This is a genomic window from Streptomyces sp. NPDC002958, assembly GCF_055563255.1.
Genome location: NZ_JBVHDS010000015.1, coordinates 55,870 through 81,601 on the forward strand (window position 1 = coordinate 55,870; position 25,732 = coordinate 81,601).

Consider the following 25,732-nt stretch of genomic DNA (forward strand, 5'->3'; position numbering starts at 1 on the left):
CGGGGACGGACGCGAAGTCGGTCACATCCATGGCGACCGGGGGCGAGCAACAGAACACGAAGAAAGAGTGAGGAGCATCCCATGAAGGCCGTTCAGTACCGCGCCGTCGGCTCAGCACCCGAGGTCGTCACTGTGCCCGATCCGGAGCCCGGCCCCGGCCAAGTGCTGCTGAAGGTCACCGCCGCAGGCGTCTGTCACTCCGACTTCGCCGTGATGAGCCTGCCCGCGGAGCAGACCCCCTTCCCGCTTCCGCTCACCCTCGGCCATGAAGGCGTCGGCACCGTCGCCGCGCTCGGCGACGGAGTGAGCGGCCTTACGGTCGGCGAGTCCGTCGCGGTCTACGGCCCCTGGGGCTGCGGTACGTGCATCAAGTGTGCCGAGGGCAAGGAAAACTACTGCCTGCGCGCCAAGGAGCTCGGCATCGCCCCGCCCGGACTCGGTTCGCCCGGCGCCATGGCCGAGTACATGATCGTCGACGACGCCCGCCATCTGGTGCCGCTCGACGACCTCGACCCGGTCCAGGCCGTACCGCTCACCGACGCCGGCCTGACCCCGTACCACGCGATCAAGCGGTCCCTGCCCAAACTGGTGCCCGGCGCCACCGCTGTCGTCATCGGCACCGGTGGCCTCGGCCACGTCGCGATCCAACTGCTGCGCGCGATGACGGCCGTCCGGGTCATCGCCCTCGACGTCACGGAGGAAAAGCTCGCGCTGGCCCGTGCCGTCGGTGCTCACGAGACCTTGCTCTCCGACGAGCACGCCGCGGCGAAGGTCCGTGAACTGACCGGTGGTGTCGGCGCACAAGTCATCCTCGACTTCGTCGGAGCACCCCCGACCGTCGCCACGGCCGGGGCGGTGGCCGCCATCGATTCCGATGTCACGATCGTCGGCCTCGGCGGCGGTGCGCTGCCGGTCGGCTTCGGCTCCCTGCCGTACAGCACGACGGTGACCTCCCCGTACTGGGGATCGCGCTCCGAACTCATCGAGGTGCTCGACCTCGCCCGCGCCGGATCGGTTGAGGTCCACGTCGAGACCTACACGCTGGACGAGGCGCCGCTGGCATACGAGCGACTCCACTACGGCAAGATCAACGGCCGCGCGGTGATCCTCCCCAACGGCTGACCGGACCAGCCATCCCTCTCAGGACCCTGCGGGCCGTCGTCCAGTGCGACGGTCCGCAGGGTCGAACCCGCGACCGACGCGCACCGCACCGCACACCCATGAGACTGCGCGGATGGAATTCGTCGCACTGATGACGCTGACCGGACTGGTGATCGAGCTGACCGTCGTCGCTTTTCCCGATCAGCCGATGATGCGCGCAGGGCGGGCCGGTCTGCTGCCGTGGCGCGACAGCGCCCGTCAGGGCCAGGTGTCGGCGACCGGGTTCGAGCAGCTGCTCGCGAGCTTTCACCCGGCAAACCGGCGACTGGCTGGAGCTGTACGGCGGCTGCCCGGTCGCATCGGGTGGGAACGGTCCTTCGTGAGCCGGGGCAGGGGTGAAGAGACCCCGCACCGCCGGGGATAAACCGCAGGGCCCGGAGGCCAACCGCACCGCCGGGGACCAGCCGCAGGGCCCGGAGGCCAACCGCACCGCCGGGGACCAGCCGCAAGGCCCGGAGGCCAACCGCACCGCCGCCGAACATCCTGCTCAGGACCCGTCCCCGTCCTGAACGGGCGTCACCCGTCCCTCCCTCACGTGTTCCCGCAGCCGATCGAGGAAGACCCGCTGCCCCGTGACGAGCCGCTCCGCAGCCTCCTGGAGCGCGCACCAGGCGAACCGGTCGACCTCCGGGAACTCCCGCAGCACACCGGACCCTCTCGGCCACTCCATGGTGAACGTCCCGGGAACGGCCGCCGCAGCATCGAGATCCGCCTCCATCGCCCACACCGTCACGATCTTGCCGCCTGCCTGACGGGCCTCACCGAGCGCCACCCAATCACCGTCCGGTGCCGGACGGCCGAACTCCTCCTCGAACTCTCGGCGGGCAGCGGCCGAGGGCTCCTCGTCGGGGCCGTACTCACCCTTGGGGATCGACCACGCCGCGCTCTCGCGGCCCGCCCAGAACGGGCCGCCCATATGCCCGATGAGCACCTCGAAACCGGCGCCGTCGTCCGTGGCCCCGTCGTCCGTGGCCCCGTCGTCCGTGGCCCCGTTCAGCCGACGGAACAGGAGAAGACCCGCACTGCGCGTGGCGCGCTTCTGGGATGACATGCCGTCAAGTCTGTGACCTGGCAGGGCACGCCGCCGCGGACGACACCCCTTCCCGGTGATCATTGCCGTCATCGAGTCGACGCGCCCTGTTTCCCCTGAGGTTCCCGATGCCCCCTGGTGCGCGGATGCGCCTGCGGCCATGCTGTCCGCCGAAAGCGCTTTCTGCCCGAGGGCCGGGCCGCGCAACCATCGGGATTCCAGGAGGATTTGTGGTCCTTGGCATAGTCGGCACAACGAGCGGACCGCGCGGGAGGGCAGGGCGAGGGCGCGGAAGGGTCGCGCGACCGCTCGTGCTGCTCGCGACGGTGACCGCGATGACGGTCGGCGTGATCTCTCCCGCCCTCGCCGATTCGACCCCCGACCCCCGCCCACATACCTCCGCCGAAGTCCTCAGACCGGTCGCCCCACCAGCTGCGAGCAACCCGGCAGGGAAATCACGATCGGTCGCGGACGGCGACGGCATCGAGACCGCACGTACGTCGCGCCCGATCGCCCCGGGAGTACGCCTCAACTCGTACGACCGGCTCGAATCCGACAAGTGGCTGCGGGTCGACTCCCTCTCCGTCGACCTCGCCGACAGCGGCGTACACGCCGACTATCTCTCCTCCGGCAAGGTCTCCGACCGGCGCACGGTCTCCGAACTGGCCGCCGGACACGACGCGGGCCGCGGCCGGCGCACCATCGCCGCGATCAACGGCGGTTTCTTCGACATCAACCAGACCGGTGCGCCCGAGGGAATCGGCATCAAGGACGGCGTCACCGTCCAGTCACCCGCCTCGGGAGCCAGCCGGGCCGTCGGCATCGGTCCCGACAGCGCCGGCCGCATCCTGAACCTGTACTTCGAGGGGACGCTCACGCTGCCCGCCGGGCAGCAGCCGCTCGCCGCGTACAACGCTGCCAATGTGCCGGCCGGGGGAGTGGGCGCGTACACCTCCGCCTGGGGAACCGCCGACCGTGCCCTGACCGTGGACAACGCGAGGCCGGTGACCGAAGCGGTGGTGCGGGACGGCAAGGTCGTCTCCGTCTCGGACACCCCTGGATCGGGGCCCGTCCCCGACGACACCACCGTCCTGGTCGGCCGTGAAGCCGGGGCCGTCGCGCTCGGCGCCCTGAAGCCCGGAGACCCGGTGTCCCTGGCCTACCGGGCGCGCACCGACAGCGGAGCCGTGCCGCGCACCGCCGTCGGAGGACGCGAACTCCTCGTCGTCGACGGAGTCGCGCAGAACCACGAAGGCGAGGGCAACAACACCGCCGCACCCCGCACCGCCGTCGGTTTCTCCAAGGACGGCCGGACCATGCAGATCCTCACCGTCGACGGGCGGCAGGCCGACAGCGGCGGCGTCACCCTCACCGAACTCGGTCTGATGATGCGGCGCGCCGGCTCGTACAGCGCACTCAACCTGGACGGTGGCGGATCGTCGGCCCTGGTGGCGCGCGCGCCCGGCAGCGACGCGCTCCGGGTGGAGAACAGCCCCTCGGACGGCAGCGAACGCACCGTCCCCAATGGCCTCGCCCTCACCGCCCCCGACGGCAGCGGCCGGCTCAAGGGCTTCTGGGTACAGCCCCGTACGCCCGCCGGTTCCGCGCCGGGCGTCGACCCCGTCGAGGGCGGTCACCCCGACCGGGTCTTCCCCGGACTCACCCGACGGCTCACCGCGACGGGATACGACGAGACGTACGGCCCCGCGCACGGCACCCCGCACTGGCGTACCGCACGAGGTTCCGTCGGTACGGTCGACGGCAACGGGCTCTTCACCGCCCGCCGCAGCGGCACCACCGACGTACGCGCCGAACACGGATCCGCGCACGGCAGCACCTCCCTGACCGTGCTCGACAAGCTGGCCCGGATCGAGCCGACCACCCAGCGCGTGGGCCTCGCCGACGCCGAGGCCACCGGCACGTTCGGCATCGTCGGACTCGACGCCCACGGCACCAGCGCCCCCGTCGAACCGCGCGACATCGACCTCGACTACGACCACACACTCTTCGATGTCCGGGACGACGGCCGGGGCTCCTTCACCGTCACCTCACGCACCGGCGCCGGCTCCGGACAGATCGAGGCGACCGTGGCCGGGGCCACCACCGTCCTCGCCGTCAGCGTCGGCCTCACCGAACAGGCCGTCTCCTCCTTCGACGACGCCGCGTCCTGGAAATTCAGCCAGGCCCGGGCGAGCGGTTCGCTCGCTGCCACACCCGACGGCCACACCGGCACCGGACTGAAGCTCACCTACGACTTCACCCAGTCCACCGCCACCCGCGCCGCCTACGCCGCCCCGCCCCAGCCGGTCACCGTGCCCGGCCAGCCCCAGTCGTTCAAGCTGTGGATCAAGGGTGACGGCAAGGGTGCCTGGCCGACCCTGCACCTCAAGGACGCCGCAGGCTCCGACCAGTTGCTGCGAGGACCGTACGTCACCTGGACCGGCTGGCGGCAGGTCACCTTCGCCGTGCCGCCGGGAGCCGCCATGCCGCTCTCCGTGTTCCGCTTCTACCTGGCGGAGACCGCGGCCGCCAAGCAGTACACGGGTGAGATCGCCATCGACGAACTCACCGCCCAGGTGCCGCCCACCGTCGACCTTCCCGAACAGGCCGCGGCCGCTGACCCGTTGATCGACCCGGCGGCCGTGACCGAACGCAGGGACTGGCAGTTCGCGGTGATGTCCGACGCCCAGTTCGTCGCCCGCGACCCGGACAGCGCGATCGTCACCCAGGCACGGCGCACCCTGCGTGAGATCAAGGCGGCCGGCCCGGACTTCCTGGTGATCAACGGCGACCTCGTCGATGAGGGAACACCCGCGGACCTGGCCTTCGCCCGCCGGATCCTCACCGAGGAACTCGGCGACTCGCTGCCCTGGTACTACGTACCGGGCAACCATGAGGTGATGGGCGGCAGGATCGACAATTTCGTCACCGAATTCGGGCCCGCCCAGCGCACGTTCGATCACAAGGGCACCCGCTTCGTCACGCTCGACACATCCAGCCTCAGCCTGCGCGGCGGAGGCTTCGCCCAGATCGAACAGTTCCGCGCCCAGCTGGACGCGGCAGCGAAGGACAAGACCGTCGACTCGGTCATGCTGATCGAGCACGTGCCGCCGCGCGACCCGACCGTACAGAAGGGCAGCCAGCTCGGCGACCGCAAGGAGGCGGCCCTCGTCGAACAGTGGCTCGCCGACTTCCGCCGTGAGACGGGCAAGGGCGCGGCCTTCATCGGCAGCCATGTCGGGGTCTTCCACGCCTCGCACGTCGACGGAGTGCCGTATCTGATCAACGGCAACTCCGGCAAGGCACCGGCCGGGCCGACGGACGAGGGCGGCTTCACCGGCTGGTCGCTTGTCGGCGCCGACCACATCACGTCCGGCGAACAGGCCGCCGCGCGGCAGCGGCCGTGGCAGGGCGGGCCCGACTGGGTCTCCGTACAGACCCGTGCGCATGTCGACGCGCTGGAGATCGAGGCGCCCTCGGTGCTCGGCGCCGGAAGCCGGACGAGGGTCACGGCGACCGTCACTCAGGGCGCCCGCGATGTCCCGGTCGGCTTCCCGCTGGCCGCGGACTGGACCGGGTCCCCGAACGTCCACATCGGCGACCGGGGCGACGCCCGCCACCGCCACACGGCCGTCCTCGACCCGACCACCGGCACCCTCACCGCTCTCCGGCCGGGCACGATCACGCTCGCCGTGACCGTCAACGGCAGTACACAGAAGGTGCAGATCAGGATCAAGGAGGCAGGGGTCGCGTCGGCGGCCTGACGGACCGAGGGCCGGCCCGGAGGATCGACGGCCGGACAGCCCCGAGGCCGCCCCGCACCCATGAACGCCCGGTGCGCGGCGGCCTCACCGACCGCGGAATTCCGCCTGCCTACACCTTGCGGTATCCGTACGCCTCCGACGCCGCAGCATCCACCGCCGCGATGTCGCCGCCCGCCGACGCGGTGACCACGGCGGCCACCGCACCCTCGACGAACGGCGCGTCCACCAGCAGCGAGCCGTCCGGCAGTTCGTCGCCCTCCGCCAGCATCGTCTTGACCGTGAGCACCGCGCTGCCCAGATCGACCAGCAGCGCGACGCCCACACCGCCGTCCACCGACCTGGCGGCCTCGGCGATCAGCTCCGCGCTCGTGCCGAGGCCACCCGCGGGCGTACCACCGGCCGCGGCGACCGGCGCCGTCGCACCACCGGCAGCGAGGCCCCTGGCCAGCTCGGCGACGGACTCGGCCACCGGCCCGCTGTGCGAGACCAGCACGATCCCGACCTGCTTCCCGCCGCTCATGCGTCACCTCCACGCGCACCGTCGGTCTCGGCAAGCGCCGCGATCAGCAGGGCGGAGGACGTCGCCCCCGGATCCTGATGCCCGATGCTGCGCTCACCCAGGTAACTCGCCCTGCCCTTGCGGGCCTGCAGCGGTACCGTCGCCAGCGCCCCCGCCTCCGCCGCGTCCCGGGCCGCCCCGAACGACGTCACGAGCGCCTCGACGGCCGGCAGCAGCGCATCGAGCATCGTCTTGTCCCCGGCTTGTGCCCCGCCCAGCTGGGCCACGGCCGCGACGCCCACCCCGAGCGCCTCCGCCAACTGCTGCGGCGTCACGGTGGGCGCGTCGCCCAGGGCCTTGCCCGTACGCCGCAGCAGTGTCCCGTACAACGGCCCCGAAGCCCCGCCGACCGTCGAGATCAACTGCCGTCCGGCGAGCATCAGCACCGCACCCGGAGTCGGTGGTGCTTCCTTGTCCAGGGTCGCCGTCACCGCGGCGAACCCGCGCTGCATATTGCTGCCGTGATCGGCGTCCCCGATCGCGGAGTCGAGCTCGGTGAGGTGGTCCGCCTCGCGGTTCACGGAAGCCGCGGCTGCGTTCATCCAACGGTGGAAGAAGTCGGTGTCGAGCACATGATCTCCTTGTCGGGAGGGTCAACGGCCCCAGCGCAGCGCAGGCGTCTCCACCGGCGCGTCCCAGAGGCGCAGCAGCTCCTCGTCCACCTGGCAGAGCGTCACCGAACAGCCCGCCATGTCGAGCGAGGTCACATAGTTCCCCACGAGCGTACGAGCCGCAACGACACCCCGCTCGGACAGCACCCGCTGCACCTCGGCATTGAACCCGTACAGCTCCAGCAGTGGCGTCGCACCCATCCCGTTGACCAGCACGATCACCGGTGTGCTCGGCCGCAGGTCCTCCAACACCGCGTCCACCGCGAAGTCCGCGATCTCCCGCGATGTCATCATCGGACGCCGCTCCCGCCCCGGCTCGCCATGAATCCCGATCCCCAGCTCCAGCTCGCCCGGTGGCAGATCGAATGTGGGAGTCCCCTTGGCGGGCGTGGTGACGGCGCTGAGCGCCACCCCGAAACTCCGCGAGGCCTCGTTCACCCGCCGGGCGATGGCCTCCACCCGCTCCAGCGGCGCCCCCTCGTCGGCCGCCGCCCCGGCGATCTTCTCGACGAACAGGGTCGCGCCCGTGCCCCGCCGCCCCGCCGTGAACAGACTGTCGGTCACCGCCACGTCGTCATTGACGAGCACTTGGGTGACCTGCACGCCCTCGTCCTCGGCGAGCTCGGCGGCCATTTCGAAATTCAGCACGTCACCGGTGTAGTTCTTGACGACGAACAACACCCCTGCTCCACTGTCGACCGCGGCGGCGGCCCGGACCATCTGATCCGGCACGGGCGAGGTGAACACCTCCCCCGGACAGGCCGCGGACAGCATCCCGGGCCCGACGAACCCCGCATGCAAGGGTTCGTGCCCTGACCCGCCCCCGGAGACGAGCGCCACCTTCCCGGCCACCGGCGCGTCACGCCGTACAACGACACGATTCTCGACATCCACGGTCAGCTCCGGGTGAGCGGCGGCCATACCGCGCAGTGCGTCCGCGACAACGGTTTCCGGGACATTGATGAGCATCTTCAACGGTATCTCCTACGAGGCGTACGGCCAGGTCCCTCAGCAGGGTTTTGCCTGGTCAGCAGGGCAGGTTCGGAGTTGTGGCCCATGGCGGTGTCCGGCGGGTCCGGTGTCGACTGTTCTGACTGGCCATCAAATGCGCTCCGACCCGGTCGTGGTTGGTGCGATGACGACACCAGTATCGACAGACATGTGTCATCGGGGAAGCGACGCGTCGAACGGAACGAGCAGATCCATCGGCGCTCCACTCCACCTTGTTGTCAGCAAGCAGCTTGCTCGCCCGCTGCCCGCACACGGACCCGTTGCCGGCAGCACCCGCACCCGGGTCGCCGAGCTGCTCGCCCATCACGACGACCGGCTGCGCAAAACCCTTGCCGCACGCGGGGATGGCACGCACGACTCCTTCACAGTGGCGCACCGGCTCTTGCGGGCCCGCCGGGAGGTGTCGTTCGGCGAACTCGGTGCCTTCAGCCAGATGCTCGCGGTCAACGAGACGCCCAAGGTGACCGATGCCGCCCCGACCACCGGTCTGCGGCATTGGTGTCGGCCTTCCTGCGCCCGGTACTGCCCGTCCGCTGCTGCAACGGATGCCGGAAATCCGCTGTCGCGGCCCTGCCGGGACGAGTATCGAGGCGCTTGGTCCTAGGGTGCGAGCCATGGCAGAAAGTGCAGCTCACCGGGATGGTGCGGGGTGGGATGCTCACTCTGCCTCCGGCCACGACACCCCCGACCCGCGCCGATGGCGGGCGCTCGCGGTGTGTCTGATCGCGGGGTTCATGACCCTGCTGGACGTATCCATCGTCAATGTCGCCCTGCCGTCGATCCGGGAAGGACTCCGGACCCCGGAGTCCGACCTGCAATGGGTCCTCTCCGGATACGCGCTGGCCTTCGGTCTGTTCCTGATCCCCGCGGGACGGCTCGGAGACGCGCGGGGACGCCGCGAGGTGTTCATGACCGGACTTGCCCTGTTCACCCTGGCGTCAGCAGCCTGCGGAGCCGCTCAGTCCAGCCTCTGGTTGGTGATCGCCCGCCTGGCCCAGGGCCTCGCCGGAGCCATGATCTCGCCACAGATCTCCGCGTTGATCCAGCAGATGTTCTCCGGCCAGGAGCGCGGCCGGGCCTTCGGCATGTTCGGCACCGTGGTCGCCATCTCCACCGCTGTCGGCCCGCTCTCCGGTGGGCTGCTGATCCAGGCGGCCGGGTCCCAGGAGGGCTGGCGCTGGGTGTTCTACGTCAATCTGCCGCTCGGTGCCGTCTGTCTCCTGCTCGCCCGCCGCCTGCTCCCGGACACTCCCTCGGCCGGTCGGGTGTGCCTGCGCGATCTCGACCCCCTCGGCGTCCTGCTGCTCGGCGCGGGTGTACTGGCTCTGCTGCTGCCCTTCGTCCAGTCGCAGCAGTGGCCCGGCAACCGGAAGTGGCTGCTGCTCGCGGTGGCCGTGGCGCTGCTCGCCGTCTTCGTCGGCTGGGAATCCCGGTGCGGCAGGCGTGGCACGCAACCGGTCGTCGACCTGTCGCTCTTCCGGGTCCGCTCCTACTGGCTGGGCTGTCTGCTGACCTTGCTGTACTTCGCCGGATTCACCTCGATCTTCTTCGTCACCACGCTCTACCTGCAGAGCGGACTGCACTACTCCGCTCTGCAGGCGGGACTCGCCATCACACCCTTCGCGCTGGGCGCGGCCGTCGCGGCAAGCCCCGGTGGCCGAATGGTCGGCCGCTTCGGACGTCCCCTCGTCGTGGCCGGGCTGACCACGGTGGCCGTGGGGCTGGCGGCCACCGCGCTCGCCGTACAACTGGTGCCCGGACGGGGCGCGGGGTGGGCGATGGTGGCACCTCTGCTCCTGGCCGGTCTGGGCAGCGGCCTGGTCATCGCCCCGAATCAGACGTTGACCCTCTCCGAAGTACCGGTCGCCACCGCGGGAAGCGCCGGCGGAACCCTCCAGACCGGCCAGCGTGTCGGGTCGGCGATCGGGATCGCGGCGGTCGGCTCGATGTTCTTCGCCCAATTGGGCGGCGACGGCTGGGCCACCGCGTACGACCACGGTCTCGTCGTCGCGGTCGCCTTCGTCCTGGCCGCTCTGCTCGTCGGGCTGGCGGATGTGCGCGGGGAGCGTCGCAGCAGGAGCCGTGCGCAACGGGCCGTCCGCAGTCCATCCGTAGGGAGAACGTCATGAGGGAGAGTGAGATGAGTGGTGCTGCCGGCACGGAGCCCGACGGCAACGCGGCGTACGGGCACAAGCCCTTCAAACGGTCCAAAAGCCATTTCGTCGATCGCATCACCGCCGACGGCCAGGACGGCTGGCCCGTCGAGGCCGGCCGCTACCGGCTGGTCGTCAGCCGGGCCTGCCCGTGGGCGAGCCGCGCACTCGTGTCCCGGCGGCTCCTCGGGCTGGAGGGAGCCCTCTCGCTGGCCGTCGCCGATCCGATCCAGGACGACCGCAGCTGGCGCTTCACCCTGGACGAAGGCGGACGGGATCCCGTGCTCGGCATCAGATACCTCAGCGAGGCGTACAACGCGAGGGAGCGGGACCACCCCGGCGGGGTCAGCGTGCCCGCGATCGTCGACGTACCCAGCGGCAGGCTCGTCACCAACGACTTCCAGCAGATCACGCTGGACCTCGCGACCGAGTGGACCGCGCTGCACCGGCAGGGCGCCCCCGACCTGTATCCCGAGGCCCTGCGTGCCGAGATCGACGAGGTCATGCAGGGCATCTACCGTGATATCAACAATGGCGTGTACCGCGCGGGCTTCGCGGCGCAGCAGTCCGAATACGAAACCGCCTACCAGGACGTGTTCCGCCGCCTGGACCTGGTGTCCGAGCGTCTCGCGGACCGGCGCTATCTCGTCGGTGAAACCCTCACCGAAGCCGATATCAGGCTGTTCACCACACTGGTGCGCTTCGACGCCGTCTACCACGGACACTTCAAGTGCAACCGCTCGAAGCTGGCCGAGGACCGTGTTCTGTGGGCGTACGCCAGAGACCTGTACCAGACCCCCGGTTTCGGCGACACGGTCGATTTCCGCCACATCAAGCAGCACTACTACCGGGTCCACACCGGCATCAACCCCACTGGCATCGTGCCCGTCGGCCCGGATCTGTCGGGCTGGCTGACCCCGCACCACCGGGAAGAGCTGGACGGACGTCCCTTCGGCGACGGCACCCCGCCGGGGCCGGTGCCGCCCGGGGAGGAAGTCTCCCCGTCGGGGCGTCCTGGAACGCGGCGCCCGTGACGGCTCCTGCCGAAGCAGGGGGCAGGGCCCTGTCGAGTCGGCAACGCTCAGGAGATATCTTGATGTCAAGCAATGTTGCATACGTGGAGCGGAGCACAGGGTGACTGACTCGACCATCATCTATACACACACCGACGAGGCCCCGGCCCTGGCGACGTATTCGTTCTTGCCCGTGGTCCAGGCCTACGCCTCGACGGCCGGGGTCAATGTCGAGAGCCGTGACATCTCTCTGGCCGGGCGGATCATCGCCGGCTTCCCCGAGCGTCTCGAGGAGAGCCAGCGCATCGACGACGCGCTCGCCGAGCTCGGTGCACTCGCCAAGAGGCCCGAGGCCAATATCATCAAGCTGCCGAACATCTCGGCTTCGATCCCGCAGCTGAAGGCTGCCATTGCCGAGCTGCAGGCACAGGGCTACGCGCTGCCGGATTACCCGGACGACCCGCAGACCGATGAGGACAAGGACGTCCGCGCGCGCTACGACAAGGTCAAGGGCAGCGCGGTGAACCCCGTGCTGCGCGAGGGCAACTCCGACCGCCGCGCCCCCGCCTCGGTCAAGAACTACGCCAAGACGCACCCGCACCGCATGGGCGCATGGTCGGCCGATTCGAAGACGAATGTCGCCACCATGGGCGTCGACGACTTCCGCTCCACCGAGAAGTCCACGGTCATCGCCGAGGCCGGATCGCTGCGCATCGAGCTCGCGGGTGACGACGGCAGCACCACCGTTCTGCGTGAGTCGGTGCCGGTGCTCGCGGGCGAGGTTGTCGACGCGGCGGTCATGCGCGTCGCGGCCCTGCGCGAGTTCTTCACCGCGCAGGTCGCCCGGGCCAAGGCCGAGGGCGTGCTGTTCTCCGTCCACCTCAAGGCCACGATGATGAAGGTCTCCGACCCGATCATCTTCGGCCACGTGGTCCGCGCCTTCTTCCCGAACACCTTCGCCAAGTACGGCGACGTGCTCGCCGCGGCCGGTCTCTCCCCGAACGACGGCCTGGGCGCCATCCTCAAGGGCCTGGACTCGGTGCCGCACCTGGGCGCAGAGATCAAGGCGTCCTTCGAGGCCGAGCTCGCCGAAGGTCCCGCGCTGGCCATGGTCGACTCCGACAAGGGCATCACCAACCTGCACGTACCGAGCGATGTCATCGTCGATGCCTCCATGCCGGCCATGATCCGCACCTCCGGTCACATGTGGGGCCCGGACGGCCAGGAGGCCGACACCCTCGCGGTGCTCCCGGACAGCAGCTACGCGGGCGTCTACCAGGTCGTCATCGACGACTGCCGCGCCAACGGAGCCTTCGACCCGTCGACCATGGGCTCGGTGCCGAACGTCGGCCTGATGGCGCAGAAGGCCGAGGAATACGGCAGCCACGACAAGACCTTCGAGATCCCCACCACCGGTACGGTGCGGGTCGTCGACGGCAGTGGCAACGTCGTGCTGGAGCAGGCCGTGGGCGCGGGCGACATCTTCCGCATGTGCCAGGCCAAGGACCTGCCGATCCAGGACTGGGTCAAGCTCGCCGTCACCCGGGCCCGCGCCACCGGTGTCCCGGCCGTGTTCTGGCTCGACGAGGACCGCGCCCACGACGCGCAGCTGATCGCCAAGGTCAAGACGTACCTCGCCGACCACGACACCGACGGCCTGCAGATCGAGATCATGTCGCCGGTGAAGGCGACCGCGTTCTCGCTGGAGCGCATCCGCCGCGGCGAGGACACCATCTCGGTCACGGGCAACGTGCTGCGTGACTACCTGACCGACCTGTTCCCCATCCTCGAGCTGGGCACGAGCGCGAAGATGCTCTCCATCGTCCCGCTCATGAACGGCGGCGGACTGTTCGAGACCGGCGCCGGCGGCTCCGCGCCCAAGCACGTCCAGCAGCTCGTCAAGGAGAACTACCTGCGCTGGGACAGCCTGGGCGAGTTCTTCGCGCTCGCGGCCAGCTTCGAGCACCTGGCGGCGACCACGGGCAACGCGCGTGCCCAGGTCCTTGCTGACACCCTCGACCGCGCGACCGGTACCTTCCTCAACGAGGACAAGTCGCCGAGCCGCAAGCTGGGCGGCATTGACAACCGCGGCAGCCACTTCTACCTGTCCCTCTACTGGGCCCAGGAGCTGGCGCAGCAGACCGACGACGCTCAGCTCGCGCAGGCGTTCGCCGGGCTCGCGAAGACGCTGACGGAGCAGGAGCAGACCATCGTCGACGAGCTCAACGCGGTGCAGGGTTCGCCGGTCGACATCGGCGGCTACTACCAGCCCGACCCGGCCAAGGCCTCGGCCGTCATGCGTCCGTCGGCGACGTTCACGCAGGCCATCGCCGGCATCGGCTGACGAAGGAGTCACGGAAGGAGGGGGCGTCGCATCGAGGCGCCTCCTCGCCCCTCCCGCCCCGGCCGGCACCACGCCCGGCCGGGGCGGTTCCGTGTGCTGGTCCGGCACCCAAGGTGCTCGGTCCACGCCGGAGGTTCTCCGCGCAATCGCGTACACGGAGCCGTCGCGCCGGTAGGTTCGAACGAACCGGATCAACTGTTCCTCGAGGGGGAGAGACCGTGCTGACAGGCAGGAAAGCTGTGGTCACCGGAGGATCGCGGGGCATCGGCCGCGCGATCGTCGAGCGCCTGTGCCGCGACGGGGCACATGTGGTCTTCAACTACGCCACCAGCGACGACGCGGCCGAAGAGGTCGTTCGCACGGTGCAGGACAACGGGGGCAAGGCCTGGGCCGTCCGTCTCGATCTCGCTGACCCGGACGGGCCGGAGTAACTGATGGAAGCCGCCGAGGCGCAGCTGGGCGGTCTGGACATCCTGGTGAACAACGCCGCACTGTGCCCCGCCCCGTCCCTCATCGCGGACATCGACCCGGCGGTGTTCGACAAGGTGATGACGGTCAACACCAGAGCGGTCTTCATGACGATCCGTCATGCGGCCCGGCGGATGAGCGACGGCGGCCGCATCGTGAACATCTCCACGGCGAACACCGTGCGGCCGGGCCCCGGCATCTCTGCGTACGCCGCCGGCAAGGGCGCGGTCGAGCAGCTCACCGCCGTTGCCGCCCACGAACTCGGAGCCCGCGGGATCACGGTGAACACCGTCTCGCCCGGCGCGACCGACACCGAGACGCTGCGCGGAGCCAACAAGCCGGAGGCGCTCGAGGCAGCCGTCGGCATGACCCCCCTGCGCCGACTGGGGGAACCCGCGGATGTGGCCGATGTGGTCGCCTTCCTGGCAGGCCACGACGGCCGGTGGATCACAGGCCAGAATGTGCGTGCGACGGGCGGACTGGCCTGAGGGACGGCCTGGGCGCCCGCGTTCGGTCGCCGACCCGAGCGTACACCGGCATTGTCGGTAACAACGTTGACCGGTGGGGGAGTTCGGGCCGAGCCGGAACGCCATGACGAGTGGATGGCGTGAACCGGTGTGTGGTCACTGCCGATGTAGTACACGCGAATTGCGCTGCCGTACTCCGGACCCTGGCACCGCCCGTCACCGATGCGGAAGTACGCACCGGCATCACCCTTGTGCGAACGGGCAGGGGCCCGTGCCCGAGGACGCCCTGACGAGTGAATGTCACGCGACGGCGGGCGCAGGGCCGCACAGAGTGGCACCGCGGCTGATTTGCTGCACCTGGAATCTGGCGTGACGCGCGCGGGACCGGCCTGTCTGCCGGCCCGGTGGAGGCAGCGCCCCTGCCGGGTGCTCAGTCCACCCGCGAATGACAATCGAAGGAGCGTCCCAGTGACGACGGGCACAGCAGGGGCAGCCGAGGAAGAAGCGGCGTACGCGAACGAGATCCCGGTCCATGCCAAGGAACCGGGAAACGTCGTCGTCAAATGGCTGACGACCACCGACCACAAGACGATCGGCACGCTGTACCTGGTCACATCGTTCGCCTTCTTCATCGTCGGCGGTGTGCTGGCCCTGGTCATGCGCGCCGAGCTGGCCCGTCCCGGAATCCAGATCCTTTCGAGCGAGCAGTTCAACCAGGCGTTCACGATCCACGGCACGATCATGCTGCTGATGTTCGCGACGCCGCTGTTCGCCGGATTCGCGAACTGGATCATGCCGCTGCAGATCGGCGCGCCCGATGTGGCGTTCCCGCGGCTGAACATGTTCGCGTACTGGCTGTACCTCTTCGGCTCGATCATCGTGGTGGCCGGCTTCCTCACCCCGCAGGGCGCGGCCGACTTCGGCTGGTTCGCCTACTCACCGCTGACCGACGCGGTCCGCTCGCCGGGTATCGGCAGCGACATGTGGATCATGGGTCTGGTCTTCTCCGGCTTCGGTACGATCCTCGGTTCGGTCAACTTCATCACCACGATCATCGGCCTGCGCGCCCCCGGCATGACGATGTTCCGCATGCCGATCTTCGTGTGGAACGTGCTGCTGACCGCTGTGCTGGTCCTGCTGGCCTTCCCGGTCCTTGCGGCGGCCCTGCTGGTGCTGGAGGCCGACCGGAAGTTCGGTGCGCACGTCTTCGACGCGGCCAATGGCGGCGCATTGCTCTGGCAGCACCTCTTCTGGTTCTTCGGCCACCCGGAGGTGTACATCATCGCTCTGCCGTTCTTCGGGATCGTCAGTGAAATCATTCCGGTCTTCAGCCGCAAGCCGATCTTCGGCTACATCGGTCTGATCAGCGCGACGATCGCGATCGCGGGTCTCTCGGTGACCGTGTGGGCGCACCACATGTACGTCACCGGCGGTGTGCTGTTGCCGTTCTTCTCGTTCATGACCTTCCTCATCGCGGTGCCGACCGGTGTGAAGTTCTTCAACTGGATCGGCACGATGTGGAAGGGGTCGTTGTCCTTCGAGACACCGATGCTCTGGTCTATCGGCTTCCTGGTCACCTTCCTCTTCGGTGGTCTGACCGGTGTCATCCTGGCGTCGCCCCCGCTTGACTTCCACGTCTCGGACTCGTACTTCGTCGTCGCCCACTTCCACTACGTCGTCTTCGGGACCGTGGTCTTCGCGATGTTCGCCGGATTCCACTTCTGGTGGCCGAAGTTCACCGGCAAGATCTTGGACGAGCGGCTCGGCAAGATCACCTTCTGGACGCTGTTCGTGGGCTTCCACGGCACGTTCCTGGTGCAGCACTGGCTGGGTGCCGAGGGAATGCCGCGTCGATACGCCGACTACCTCGCCGTCGACGGGTTCACCGCGCTGAACACGATCTCGACGATCTCCTCGTTCCTGCTCGGTCTGTCGCTGCTGCCGTTCCTCTACAACGTGTGGAAGACCGCCAAGTACGGCAGGACCGTCGGGGTCGACGACCCGTGGGGCTACGGCCGTTCGCTGGAGTGGGCGACCTCCTGCCCGCCGCCGCGACACAACTTCCTCACCCTGCCGCGGATCCGATCCGAGTCCCCGGCGTTCGACCTGCACCACCCGTCGGTGCGCGCCCTGGACGAAGCCATCAAACGTGCCGACACCGGGACCACGTGGACCCCGGGGGACAAGCAGGCGTGAGCGCGGCGGCCCGGGGAGAGGAGGAGCGTATGGACCCCGACAAGGACAGCGCCCGCGGCCTGGCACAGCTGGAGGGCTACCTCCTGTGGAACGCCGAGGTCGAGGAGGCCCGTCGACAGGCCGGCCGCTTCACCGACGAGCTGCCCTGGCTGACCACGGCACAGCGCGAGGACGTGGCACGGGCCTACACCGCTGACCGGGTCGCCGCGTCGCGGGCCATGCTCCGCCGTATCTCCGCCCGTGCCACCGAGCTGCGCGGCGAATACGACGCCCGCTACCGCAGGCTCAAGGCACGCTGTGTGGCCGCCGGTGTTGTGCTCGTCGGCGCGGTCGGCGGCACCTGCACGGCGGTCACCCTCCTGACCCGTTGACCCGGTGGTGTCGTTTGTCCGCCGTCCCCAGCAGGCGAAGTCGGATGCGGCTCGTAAAAATGAGAGATGACGGGCGCGTACGACGGGGCAGGCGAACGGACGACCGTGCAGGCCCGAGAAGGGACGGACACCGTGGCACGACCCAGGATTCTCGTTGTCGGCGCCGGATTCGCCGGGGTGGAGTGCGTACGCCGTCTGGAACGTGGGCTCATCCCGGGCGAGGCGGAGATCGCGCTGGTCGCCCCGTTCTCGTACCAGCTCTACCTGCCCCTGCTGCCCCAGGTGGCGGCGGGTGTGCTCACCCCCCAGTCGGTCGCGGTGTCACTGCGCCGCAGTCGCAAGCACCGCACCCGGATCATCCCGGGACGGGCTGTCGGAGTGGACCCCAAGGCGAAGATCTGCGTCATTCGCAAGATCACCGACGAGCTCGTCTACGAGCCCTACGACCACATCGTGCTCAGCCCCGGCAGTGTCACCCGTACCTTCGACATCCCCGGCCTGGTCGACAACGCCCGGGGCATGAAGACGCTCGCCGAGGCGGCGTACGTACGTGACCACGTGATCGCTCAGCTCGATCTCGCGGACGCCAGCCACGACGAGAACGAGCGGGCCTCGCGCCTGCAGTTCGTGGTGGTCGGCGGTGGATACGCGGGGACCGAGACGGCTGCCTGTCTGCAGCGCCTCACCACCAACGCGGTCGGGCACTACCCGCGGCTCGACCCGAAGCTGATCAAGTGGCATCTCATCGATATCGCCCCGAAGCTGATGCCTGAACTGGGCGACAAGCTCGGCCGGAGCGCCCTGGAGGTGCTCCGCGCACGCGGCATCGAGGTGTCACTCGGCGTCTCGATCGCCGAAGCCGGCCCGGAGAAGGTCATTTTCACCGACGGCCGGGTGGTGCCCTGCCGCACGCTGATCTGGACGGCGGGAGTCACCGCGAGTCCGCTGGTCTCCACCTTCGACGCGGAGACGGTGCGCGGCCGGCTGGCGGTGACGCCCGAGATGAGCCTGCCGGGCTTCGACGGCATCTTCGCGCTCGGTGACGCCGCGGCCGTACCGGACCTGAGCAAGGGCGACGGGGCGGTCTGCCCGCCCACCGCGCAGCACGCCATGCGCCAGGGTCGCAGGCTCGCCGACAACCTCATCGCCACGCTGCGGCACCAGCCGCTGAGGCCGTACGTCCACAAGGATCTCGGTCTTGTCGTGGACCTCGGAGGCAAGGACGCGGTTTCCAAGCCGATCGGCATCGAAATGCATGGAATCGCCGCACAGGCCGTCGCCCGTGGATACCACTGGTCGGCGCTGCGGACCAATGTGGCCAAGGCGCGCGTCATGACCAACTGGTTGCTCAACGCCATCGCGGGCGACGACTTCGTACGCACCGGCTTCCAGGCCCGGAATCCGGCCAAGCTGCGCGACTTCGAGTACACGAATTCCTATCTCACACCGGCGCAGGTCCGCGAGCACACCGCCTCGCTGCACACCGGCACCTGACTTTGCGGGCGACGACCTGCCACCGGATCGCCCCGGCGCTCAGGGTACGGGGCAGGGGCCGCCGAATCGGCAGACCCTGCCCCACTCCTCCGGACCGGCCGCCTCAGCTCTTGCCCTCGTGTCCGGCCGTCAGCGCGGGATCCCGCTCCACCACCGGGCCCAGGATGTCGTCCATGCCCTTCAGCAACTCCGCGTCGAGCGTCACGCCCGCCGCCCCGACGTTCTCCGTCACCTGCTCGGGCCGGGAGGCGCCGATGATCGCGGCGGAGACATTGGGGTTCTGCAGCACCCAGGCGACCGCGAGCTGGGCAAGACTCAGACCGGCCTGGTCGGCGAGCGGGCGCAGCCGCTGGACACGCTCCAGCACGTCGTCGCGGAGCCAGCCGGCGACCATGCTCGCGCCGCCCTTGTCGTCCGTCGCCCGAGAGCCGGCCGGGAGCGGCGCACCGGGCTTGTACTTGCCCGTGAGGGCGCCCTGGGCGATCGGCGACCAGACGATCTGACCGATGCCCAGCTCCTCGGACGCGGGCACTACTTCGCTTTCGATGACCCGCCACAGCGCCGAGTACTGCGGCTGGTTGGAGATCAACGGCACCTGCAGTTCGCGGGCCAGCCCGTGTGCGGCGCGGAGCTGGTCGGCCGTCCATTCGGAAACGCCGATGTAGAGGGCCTTGCCGGAGCGGACGACGTCGGCGAACGCCTCCATGGTCTCTTCCAGCGGGGTCGAGTGGTCGTAGCGGTGCGCCTGGTACAGGTCCACGTAATCCGTCTGGAGACGGCGCAGCGAGTTGTCGATGGACTCCATGATGTGCTTGCGTCCGAGCCCCTGGTCGTTGTGTCCGGGACCGGTCGGGAAGTAGACCTTGGTGAATACCTCGAGACCTTCGCGGCGCTCGTTCTTGAGCGCACGGCCCAGGACGGCTTCGGCCCGCGTCTCGGCATAGACGTCCGCCGTGTCGAAGGTGGTGATCCCGGCATCGAGGGCGGCGCGGATACAGGCGGTTGCCGTGTCCTCCTCCACCTGGGAGCCGTGGGTGAGCCAATTTCCGTAAGCGATCTCACTGATGGTCAGACCGCTGCGGCCGAGTCGGCGGAATTCCATGTGCCTGCTCTTCCTGTGCTGGTGAGGGACGGATTGTGCAAGGGCGGTCCATGCTATTGCGCTGTCTCGCCCCCCGCTCGGGCAAACTCAGGTATCGGGAACGGTGCAGTGGACCGTACGGGGAAGGCCGTGTTGTCCCGGGTGTGCCGGATCCGGTTCAGCAGCGTTTCGAGTGCGGTCTGCGGGTCCCTGGAGTGCAGTGCGCGCCGCAGTCCGCGTACGGCCTTCAACTCGGCTGCCGAGTCCGCCGGCCCGCCGCGTCACGGACCTCCGCCGCCGACGCCGTGCCCCAAAACGCCCCCAGGATCTGCTCGGCCGCCAGTGTTGCCGTCAACTCGCCGTCCCGTACCCGCTGTTCCAGCCCCGGAGCGAGTGAGCGCACCTCCGGATGGCCGCGCAGACTCTCCAGCAGCTCGTCGCGCACCATCGTCCACGTCCAGTCGACCTGCTGGTCTCGCCGCTTCGCGGCGAGCCGGCCGGTCGATTCGAGTAGCGCACGGTGCTGCTCCAGCCGCTCCCACAGCGTGTCGAGACCGGTCGACTCACGGGCGCTGGTGGTGAGGACCGGAGGCGTCCAGGCCGCGTCGACCGGGTGCATCAGCCGCAGTGCGCCCGCCAGTTCGCGCGCGGCCGCGCGTGCGTCGCGTTCGTGCGGGCCGTCCGCCTTGTTGACCGCGATCGCGTCCGCCAGCTCCAGGACACCCTTCTTGATGCCCTGAAGCTGATCGCCGGTCCGGGCCAGCGTCAGCAGCAGAAACGTGTCGACCATATTGGCCACCGCGGTCTCCGACTGGCCGACGCCGACCGTCTCCACCAGCACCACGTCGTATCCCGCGGCCTCCATCACCACGATGGACTCCCGGGTCGCCTTGGCCACCCCGCCGAGCGTCCCCGCGGTGGGGGAGGGGCGTACGAACGCCGCGGGATCCACCGCCAGACGCTCCATCCTCGTCTTGTCGCCCAGGATGGAGCCCCCCGTCCGGCTGGAGGACGGGTCGACGGCCAGCACCGCGACCCGGTGACCGAGCCCGGAGAGCATCGTGCCGAGGGCATCGATGAAGGTGGACTTTCCGACCCCCGGCACACCGCTGATGCCGATGCGCCGGGCTTTTCCGGAGTGCGGCAGCAGTTCGCGCAGCAACCGCTGGGCGAGCGTGCGGTGATCGGGACGGGTGGACTCGACGAGAGTGATCGCGCGCGCGATGTGCGCCCGCTTCCCGTCGAGCACCCCCTTCACATAGCTGTCGATGTCGATCTTCGCTGGCATCGGTTCAGCGGCTCACAGCTCGTGGCCGAGCGCGGCACCGAGCCGCGTCACCAGGTCGTACGCGGCATCCGGAATCACCGTGCCGGGCGGGAACACCGCCGTCGCACCCGCCTCGTGCAGCGCCTCGACGTCCTGCGGCGGAATCACCCCGCCCACCACGATCATGATGTCGTCGCGGCCCTCGGCGGCCAGCTCCTCGCGGAGCGCCGGTACGAGCGTGAGGTGTCCGGCGGCCAGCGAGGAGACGCCCACGATGTGCACGTCCGCCTCCACCGCCTGCCGTGCCACCTCGGCCGGCGTCTGGAACAGCGGGCCGACGTCGACGTCGAAGCCCAGGTCGGCGAAGGCCGTCGAGATCACCTTCTGGCCGCGGTCGTGGCCGTCCTGCCCCATCTTGGCGACCAGGATGCGCGGACGGCGTCCCTCGGCCTCCTCGAACTGGTCCACCAGCGCCCGGGTCCGGTCCACGGAAGGGGATTCACCTGCCTCATTGCGGTACACACCGGAGATCGTACGGACCTGGCCCGCATGCCTCCCGTACACCTTCTCCAGGGCGTCCGAGATCTCGCCCACGGTTGCCATCGCGCGTGCCGCGTCGACGGCGAGTGCCAGCAGATTTCCTTCGAGGCCGGGGCCGGGGGCCCGCTCGGCCGCCGCCGTCAGCGCCCGCAGAGCGACCCGGCAGGCCGACTCGTCACGCTCCTCGCGCAGCCGGCGCAGCTTCTCGATCTGCTGGGTGCGCACCGAGGAGTTGTCGACCTTGAGCACATCGATCTGCTCGTCGGTCTCCACCCGGTACTTGTTGACGCCGATCACCGGCTGGCGCCCGGAGTCGATCCGCGCCTGGGTACGGGCCGCGGCCTCCTCCACCCGGAGCTTCGGGATGCCCGCGTCGATGGCCTGCGCCATGCCGCCCGCCGCCTCGACCTCCTCGATATGCTGCCAGGCCCGGCGCGCCAGGTCGTACGTCAGCCGCTCCACGTACGCGCTGCCGCCCCACGGGTCGATGACCCGGCCGGTGCCCGACTCCTGCTGGAGCAGCAGCTGGGTGTTCCGGGCGATCCGCGCCGAGAAGTCCGTCGGCAGGGCGAGGGCCTCGTCGAGCGCGTTGGTGTGCAGCGACTGGGTGTGCCCCTGGGTCGCGGCCATCGCCTCCACACAGGTCCGGGTGACGTTGTTGAAGACGTCCTGCGCGGTCAGCGACCACCCCGATGTCTGCGAATGAGTGCGCAGCGACAGCGACTTGGCGTTCTTCGGCTCGAACTCCTTGACCAGCTTCGCCCAGAGCAGCCGGGCCGCCCGCAGCTTCGCGATCTCCATGAAGAAGTTCATGCCGATCGCCCAGAAGAACGACAGCCGCGGCGCGAACGCGTCCACGTCCAGTCCGGCGTCCCGCCCGGCCCGCAGATACTCCACCCCGTCCGCGAGGGTGTACGCCAGCTCCAGATCGGCGGTCGCCCCCGCCTCCTGGATGTGATAGCCGGAGATGGAGATCGAGTTGTAGCGCGGCATCTTCTGCGAGGTGTACGCGAAGATGTCGGAGATGATCCGCATCGAGGGCTTCGGCGGATAGATGTACGTGTTGCGGACCATGAACTCCTTCAGAATGTCGTTCTGAATGGTTCCGGCCAGCTTTTCGGGCCCGACGCCCTGTTCCTCGGCGGCCACGATGTACAGCGCGAGTACGGGGAGCACCGCGCCGTTCATCGTCATCGACACCGACATCCGGTCCAGCGGGATGCCGTCGAAGAGCTGCCGCATGTCGTAGATCGAGTCGATCGCCACGCCCGCCATGCCGACGTCGCCGGTCACCCGCGGGTGGTCGCTGTCGTAGCCGCGGTGGGTCGGCAGGTCGAAGGCGACGGAGAGGCCCTTCTGCCCGGCCGCGAGGTTGCGGCGGTAGAAGGCGTTGGACTCCTCGGCGGTGGAGAACCCGGCGTACTGCCGGATCGTCCAGGGCTGGTTGACGTACATCGTCGGATACGGGCCCCGAAGATACGGGGCCATGCCCGGATACGTACCGAGGAAGTCGAGTCCCTCCAGGTCGCGCCCGGTGTACAGCGGCTTGACCGCGATGCCTTCCGGGGTCTCCCACAGCAGATCGTCGTCGGAACTTCCGGAGGACTCCTTCACCGAGGCGCGCCACTGGTCCTCGGACACCTCGGCAGCGCCGCCCGGTCCGAGCTCGATGTCGGAGAAGTCAGGGATACGCATTACGCCACACCCATACGGTCGAGAAGGGAAGAGAGCACGGTCACCACATCGGAGCCCGCGAAGACGTACTCGTCGACACCGGTGTAATCGCCGGGTCGGCCCGCGAGGAACACCCGCTGGGCACCGGCCGAGCCCAGTACCTCGGCGACCGCCCCGGCCTGCTCGGCATACAGGGTGTCGCTGGAGCAGAGGCACGCCACGGTGGCTCCGCTGGCCCTGAAGGCCTCGGCGGCCGTTGCCGCGTCGACCGTGACCGGGTCGTGGACCGGTTCGATCCCGCCCGCCTGGAACAGGTTCGAGGCGAAGGATGCCCGCGCGGTGTGCGCCGCGGCCGGGCCGAGCGCGGCGAGGAACACCCGTGGACGCTGCCCCGTCGCCGCCAGATGGGCGTCCGACCGGGAGCGCAGCGCCTCGAACGCCTCGTCACGGCGGACCCTGGGCAGACCGCCCGATCCCGTGGCGGACACCTCGGCGGGGGCCGCCTCACGCTCCACCTCGCGCTCCGCCAGCTGCGGGAACTCGCTGACCCCGGTGACCGGCTCCTTGCGCCGCGCCAGATCCCTGCTGCGCGCCGCCCAGGTGGCCGCGACACGCTCGCCGATCATTCCCGAGCGCAGGGCGGCCGCCTGCCCGCCCGACCGCTCGATCTCCTGGAAAAACGCCCAGGCGGCGTCGGCGAGTTCGGCGGTGAGCCGCTCCACGTACCAGGAACCACCCGCCGGGTCGATCACCCGGGCCAGATGCGACTCCTCCAGCAGGATCGTCGACGTATTACGGGCGATGCGCCGGGCGAACGCATCCGGCAGACCCAGGGCGTGATCGAACGGCAGTACGGTGACGGAGTCGGCCCCGCCGACACCCGCGCCCAGACATGCCAGCGTCGTCCGCAGCATGTTCACCCAGGGGTCGCGCCGCGTCATCATCACCGAGGACGTCACCGCGTGCTGGCGCTGCGCCCCGGCGTCGGCGGCCCCGCACACCTCGGCCACCCGGGCCCACAGCCGCCGTGCGGCCCGCAGCTTGGCGATGGTCAGGAACTGATCGGCCGTCGCCGCGTACCGGAACTCCAACTGAGCACAGGCCGCTTCGACGGAGAGCCCGGCCTCCGTCAACGCCCGAAGATAGGCGACGCCGGTCGCCAGCGAGGCGCCCAGCTCCTCGGCGGCCGAACCGCCGGCCTCGTGGTACGGCAGGGCGTCGACCGTCAGCGCCCGCAGTCCGGGATACTCCCGCGCACACCGCTGGGCCCAGCGGACCGCCGCCGTCAGGTCGGGTTTGGCGCCACTGCGGGCAGCCTGTCCGAGCGGGTCACCGCCGAGGTTGCCGCGCGCGGTCTGCGCGCCGACGCCCCGCTCCGCGAAGAGCCGCAGCAACTCCGTCGCCGCGGCGTCGAGTTCGCTGCCCGCGTCGAGCACCACGGGAGCCAGATCGAGATAGACGCCGTCCAGCGCCCCCGCCAGAGCGGATACCGGAACGCCACCGGTACCGCCCACGGTCAGCCACAGCGAGGTGACACCGTTCTCCAGATCGGCGAGTACCGCCTCATTGAGGCGTGCGGGATCCGACAGGGTGTGCCGCTGCCGAACGCCCCAGCCGCCCGACGTGTTGCCCTCGGCCTTGCCGCCGCGGGTGAAGGGGGCGAAGCCCGGATATCCGGCATCGGGCGCGCTGTCGCGCGAGGTATAGAGGGGGCGGGTGATGAGCCCGTCCTCCACTGTGGTGGACAGTGCTTCCTCGGCGGCCGAACCCGCAACATCCTTGCCCGACTTGCGCAGCACGCCTTCGACAAGGCTTTGCCACTGCTCATGGGCGGGGTGAGGGAATTCGGCGGCCAACGAAAGCCCGTCGGCAGGCAGGACCGTCATGCCCAGATGCTAGGTCAGGTCTCAGACGAGCAGCAGGGTCTCCGTCTGTGACCTTGCCCTCTCCGCACGCGCTTGATCCTTCACGCACGGTCGCGTAATCGACGTGGATCCAGGCCTTCGCGCTTCCTCCGGCGCATCTGGCATTTGCTCCATGGATCGCCTGGAAGGTTTGCAGATACTGCGTCGATACGAATATCTTGTCGCACATGCAGTCCTATACCATCGGGCAGGCGGCGCGTCTGCTGGGAGTCAGCCCCGACACGGCACGCCGCTGGGCGGACGCAGGAAGGGTCGCGACCCACCGAGACGAAGGCGGCCGCAGGCTCATCGACGGCCGTGATCTGGCCGCGTTCTCCATCGAGATCGGCCAGGGCGGGGGAGCCGAGGACGAGACCTCGTACACCTCGGCCCGCAACGCCTTCCCGGGCATCGTCACCGGAGTGAAGCTCGGCGATGTCGCCGCCCAGGTCGAGATCCAGGCAGGCCCGCACCGGCTGGTGTCGCTCCTCACCCGGGAAGCCGTGGAAGAACTCGGACTGGAGGTCGGCATGCAGGCCACCGCCCGCGTGAAGTCCACCAACGTGCACATCGACCGCGTCTGATCGCGCATCGTCTACGGCGCGCATCAACTCCAAGGAGCCC

19 protein-coding genes and 1 pseudogene are annotated in these 25,732 nt (G+C 69.5%); 12 read left to right on the plus strand and 8 right to left on the minus strand.

Annotated elements, in window-relative coordinates:
- Nucleotides 1-81: 81 nt before the first annotated feature.
- A complete protein-coding gene (locus ACZ3IC_RS23690) occupies nt 82-1,122 on the plus strand; it encodes an NAD(P)-dependent alcohol dehydrogenase (RefSeq protein ID WP_467418891.1) in 1,041 nt (346 codons plus the stop codon).
- Nucleotides 1,123-1,234: 112 nt separating this feature from the next.
- Nucleotides 1,235-1,525, plus strand: coding sequence for a hypothetical protein (locus tag ACZ3IC_RS23695; protein WP_467418892.1), 291 nt, complete (start codon nt 1,235-1,237; stop codon nt 1,523-1,525).
- Nucleotides 1,526-1,648: 123 nt separating this feature from the next.
- Here ACZ3IC_RS23695 and ACZ3IC_RS23700 read toward each other — a convergent pair whose 3' ends face one another.
- Nucleotides 1,649-2,212, minus strand: coding sequence for an NUDIX hydrolase (locus ACZ3IC_RS23700; protein WP_467418893.1), 564 nt, complete (start codon nt 2,210-2,212; stop codon nt 1,649-1,651).
- Between the two features lie 314 nt (nt 2,213-2,526).
- On the opposite strand from ACZ3IC_RS23700, the gene ACZ3IC_RS23705 reads away from it, so the two are divergent.
- Nucleotides 2,527-5,955, plus strand: coding sequence for a phosphodiester glycosidase family protein (locus ACZ3IC_RS23705; RefSeq protein ID WP_467418895.1), 3,429 nt, complete (start codon nt 2,527-2,529; stop codon nt 5,953-5,955).
- A gap of 109 nt (nt 5,956-6,064) precedes the next feature.
- On the opposite strand, the gene ACZ3IC_RS23710 is transcribed toward ACZ3IC_RS23705, so the two are convergent.
- From ACZ3IC_RS23710 to dhaK, 3 genes are read right to left on the minus strand one after another with little or no spacing between them, the layout of a single operon-like run.
- The gene (locus ACZ3IC_RS23710; protein ID WP_467418896.1) at nt 6,065-6,475 is read right to left on the minus strand and encodes a PTS-dependent dihydroxyacetone kinase phosphotransferase subunit DhaM; all 411 of its coding nucleotides are present in this window, start codon (nt 6,473-6,475) and stop codon (nt 6,065-6,067) included.
- Entirely contained in the window at nt 6,472-7,086 is a 615-nt protein-coding gene (gene dhaL, locus ACZ3IC_RS23715; RefSeq protein ID WP_467418898.1) for a dihydroxyacetone kinase subunit DhaL, read from the minus strand. Before dhaL ends, ACZ3IC_RS23710 begins: the two co-directional genes overlap by 4 nt.
- Nucleotides 7,087-7,107: 21 nt before the next feature.
- Nucleotides 7,108-8,094: a dihydroxyacetone kinase subunit DhaK gene (gene dhaK / locus ACZ3IC_RS23720; protein WP_467419020.1), complete on the minus strand. Its 987-nt coding sequence runs from the start codon at nt 8,092-8,094 to the stop codon at nt 7,108-7,110.
- Nucleotides 8,095-8,203: 109 nt separating this feature from the next.
- On the opposite strand from dhaK, the gene ACZ3IC_RS23725 reads away from it, so the two are divergent.
- The 8 genes and pseudogenes from ACZ3IC_RS23725 (at nt 8,204) to ACZ3IC_RS23760 (ending at nt 18,642) form a co-directional block, all read left to right on the plus strand.
- The gene (locus ACZ3IC_RS23725) at nt 8,204-8,740 is read left to right on the plus strand and encodes a hypothetical protein (protein ID WP_467418899.1); all 537 of its coding nucleotides are present in this window, start codon (nt 8,204-8,206) and stop codon (nt 8,738-8,740) included.
- A 10-nt stretch (nt 8,741-8,750) separates the two neighbouring features.
- A complete protein-coding gene (locus ACZ3IC_RS23730) occupies nt 8,751-10,265 on the plus strand; it encodes an MFS transporter (protein ID WP_467418902.1) in 1,515 nt (504 codons plus the stop codon).
- An 11-nt stretch (nt 10,266-10,276) separates the two neighbouring features.
- Nucleotides 10,277-11,323, plus strand: coding sequence for a glutathione S-transferase family protein (locus ACZ3IC_RS23735; RefSeq protein WP_467419021.1), 1,047 nt, complete (start codon nt 10,277-10,279; stop codon nt 11,321-11,323).
- Nucleotides 11,324-11,423: 100 nt separating this feature from the next.
- Entirely contained in the window at nt 11,424-13,646 is a 2,223-nt protein-coding gene (locus ACZ3IC_RS23740; RefSeq protein WP_467418904.1) for an NADP-dependent isocitrate dehydrogenase, read from the plus strand.
- 218 nt (nt 13,647-13,864) lie between these two features.
- A pseudogene (locus ACZ3IC_RS23745) lies at nt 13,865-14,602 on the plus strand (SDR family oxidoreductase).
- 447 nt (nt 14,603-15,049) lie between these two features.
- A complete protein-coding gene (ctaD, locus tag ACZ3IC_RS23750; RefSeq protein ID WP_467418906.1) occupies nt 15,050-16,777 on the plus strand; it encodes an aa3-type cytochrome oxidase subunit I in 1,728 nt (575 codons plus the stop codon).
- 29 nt (nt 16,778-16,806) lie between these two features.
- Nucleotides 16,807-17,148: a hypothetical protein gene (locus ACZ3IC_RS23755; RefSeq protein ID WP_467418909.1), complete on the plus strand. Its 342-nt coding sequence runs from the start codon at nt 16,807-16,809 to the stop codon at nt 17,146-17,148.
- A 132-nt stretch (nt 17,149-17,280) separates the two neighbouring features.
- Nucleotides 17,281-18,642, plus strand: a complete 1,362-nt coding sequence (locus ACZ3IC_RS23760) for an NAD(P)/FAD-dependent oxidoreductase (RefSeq protein WP_467418911.1) — start codon at nt 17,281-17,283, stop codon at nt 18,640-18,642.
- Between the two features lie 103 nt (nt 18,643-18,745).
- On the opposite strand, the gene ACZ3IC_RS23765 is transcribed toward ACZ3IC_RS23760, so the two are convergent.
- From ACZ3IC_RS23765 to mutA, 4 genes are all read right to left on the minus strand, one after another.
- The gene (locus ACZ3IC_RS23765; protein WP_467418914.1) at nt 18,746-19,744 is read right to left on the minus strand and encodes an aldo/keto reductase family protein; all 999 of its coding nucleotides are present in this window, start codon (nt 19,742-19,744) and stop codon (nt 18,746-18,748) included.
- 226 nt (nt 19,745-19,970) lie between these two features.
- Nucleotides 19,971-21,011 carry a methylmalonyl Co-A mutase-associated GTPase MeaB gene (meaB, locus tag ACZ3IC_RS23770; RefSeq protein ID WP_467418915.1) on the minus strand — a complete coding sequence of 347 codons (1,041 nt, stop codon included), beginning with the start codon at nt 21,009-21,011 and terminating at the stop codon, nt 19,971-19,973.
- Between the two features lie 12 nt (nt 21,012-21,023).
- Complete coding sequence (gene scpA, locus ACZ3IC_RS23775; protein ID WP_467418916.1) at nt 21,024-23,225, minus strand: methylmalonyl-CoA mutase; 2,202 nt, start codon at nt 23,223-23,225, stop codon at nt 21,024-21,026.
- Nucleotides 23,225-25,090 carry a methylmalonyl-CoA mutase small subunit gene (gene mutA, locus ACZ3IC_RS23780; RefSeq protein WP_467418918.1) on the minus strand — a complete coding sequence of 622 codons (1,866 nt, stop codon included), beginning with the start codon at nt 25,088-25,090 and terminating at the stop codon, nt 23,225-23,227. Before mutA ends, scpA begins: the two co-directional genes overlap by 1 nt.
- A gap of 206 nt (nt 25,091-25,296) precedes the next feature.
- Here mutA and ACZ3IC_RS23785 point away from each other — a divergent pair, with 206 nt between their 5' ends.
- A complete protein-coding gene (locus ACZ3IC_RS23785) occupies nt 25,297-25,692 on the plus strand; it encodes a TOBE domain-containing protein (protein WP_467418919.1) in 396 nt (131 codons plus the stop codon).
- The last annotated feature ends 40 nt before the right edge of the window (nt 25,693-25,732 follow it).

Bases quoted from the DNA above. Each gene is read 5' to 3' on its own strand.
- ACZ3IC_RS23690 (WP_467418891.1), top strand. From the start codon at position 82: ATGAAGGCCGTTCAGTACCGCGCCGTCGGCTCAGCACCCGAGGTCGTC.
- ACZ3IC_RS23695 (WP_467418892.1), top strand. From the start codon at position 1,235: ATGGAATTCGTCGCACTGATGACGCTGACCGGACTGGTGATCGAGCTG.
- ACZ3IC_RS23700 (WP_467418893.1), bottom strand. From the start codon at position 2,212: ATGTCATCCCAGAAGCGCGCCACGCGCAGTGCGGGTCTTCTCCTGTTC.
- ACZ3IC_RS23705 (WP_467418895.1), top strand. From the start codon at position 2,527: ATGACGGTCGGCGTGATCTCTCCCGCCCTCGCCGATTCGACCCCCGAC.
- ACZ3IC_RS23710 (WP_467418896.1), bottom strand. From the start codon at position 6,475: ATGAGCGGCGGGAAGCAGGTCGGGATCGTGCTGGTCTCGCACAGCGGG.
- dhaK (WP_467419020.1), bottom strand. From the start codon at position 8,094: ATGCTCATCAATGTCCCGGAAACCGTTGTCGCGGACGCACTGCGCGGT.
- ACZ3IC_RS23730 (WP_467418902.1), top strand. From the start codon at position 8,751: ATGGCAGAAAGTGCAGCTCACCGGGATGGTGCGGGGTGGGATGCTCAC.
- ACZ3IC_RS23735 (WP_467419021.1), top strand. From the start codon at position 10,277: ATGAGTGGTGCTGCCGGCACGGAGCCCGACGGCAACGCGGCGTACGGG.
- ACZ3IC_RS23755 (WP_467418909.1), top strand. From the start codon at position 16,807: ATGGACCCCGACAAGGACAGCGCCCGCGGCCTGGCACAGCTGGAGGGC.
- ACZ3IC_RS23765 (WP_467418914.1), bottom strand. From the start codon at position 19,744: ATGGAATTCCGCCGACTCGGCCGCAGCGGTCTGACCATCAGTGAGATC.
- meaB (WP_467418915.1), bottom strand. From the start codon at position 21,011: ATGCCAGCGAAGATCGACATCGACAGCTATGTGAAGGGGGTGCTCGAC.
- scpA (WP_467418916.1), bottom strand. From the start codon at position 23,225: ATGCGTATCCCTGACTTCTCCGACATCGAGCTCGGACCGGGCGGCGCT.
- mutA (WP_467418918.1), bottom strand. From the start codon at position 25,090: ATGACGGTCCTGCCTGCCGACGGGCTTTCGTTGGCCGCCGAATTCCCT.
- ACZ3IC_RS23785 (WP_467418919.1), top strand. From the start codon at position 25,297: ATGCAGTCCTATACCATCGGGCAGGCGGCGCGTCTGCTGGGAGTCAGC.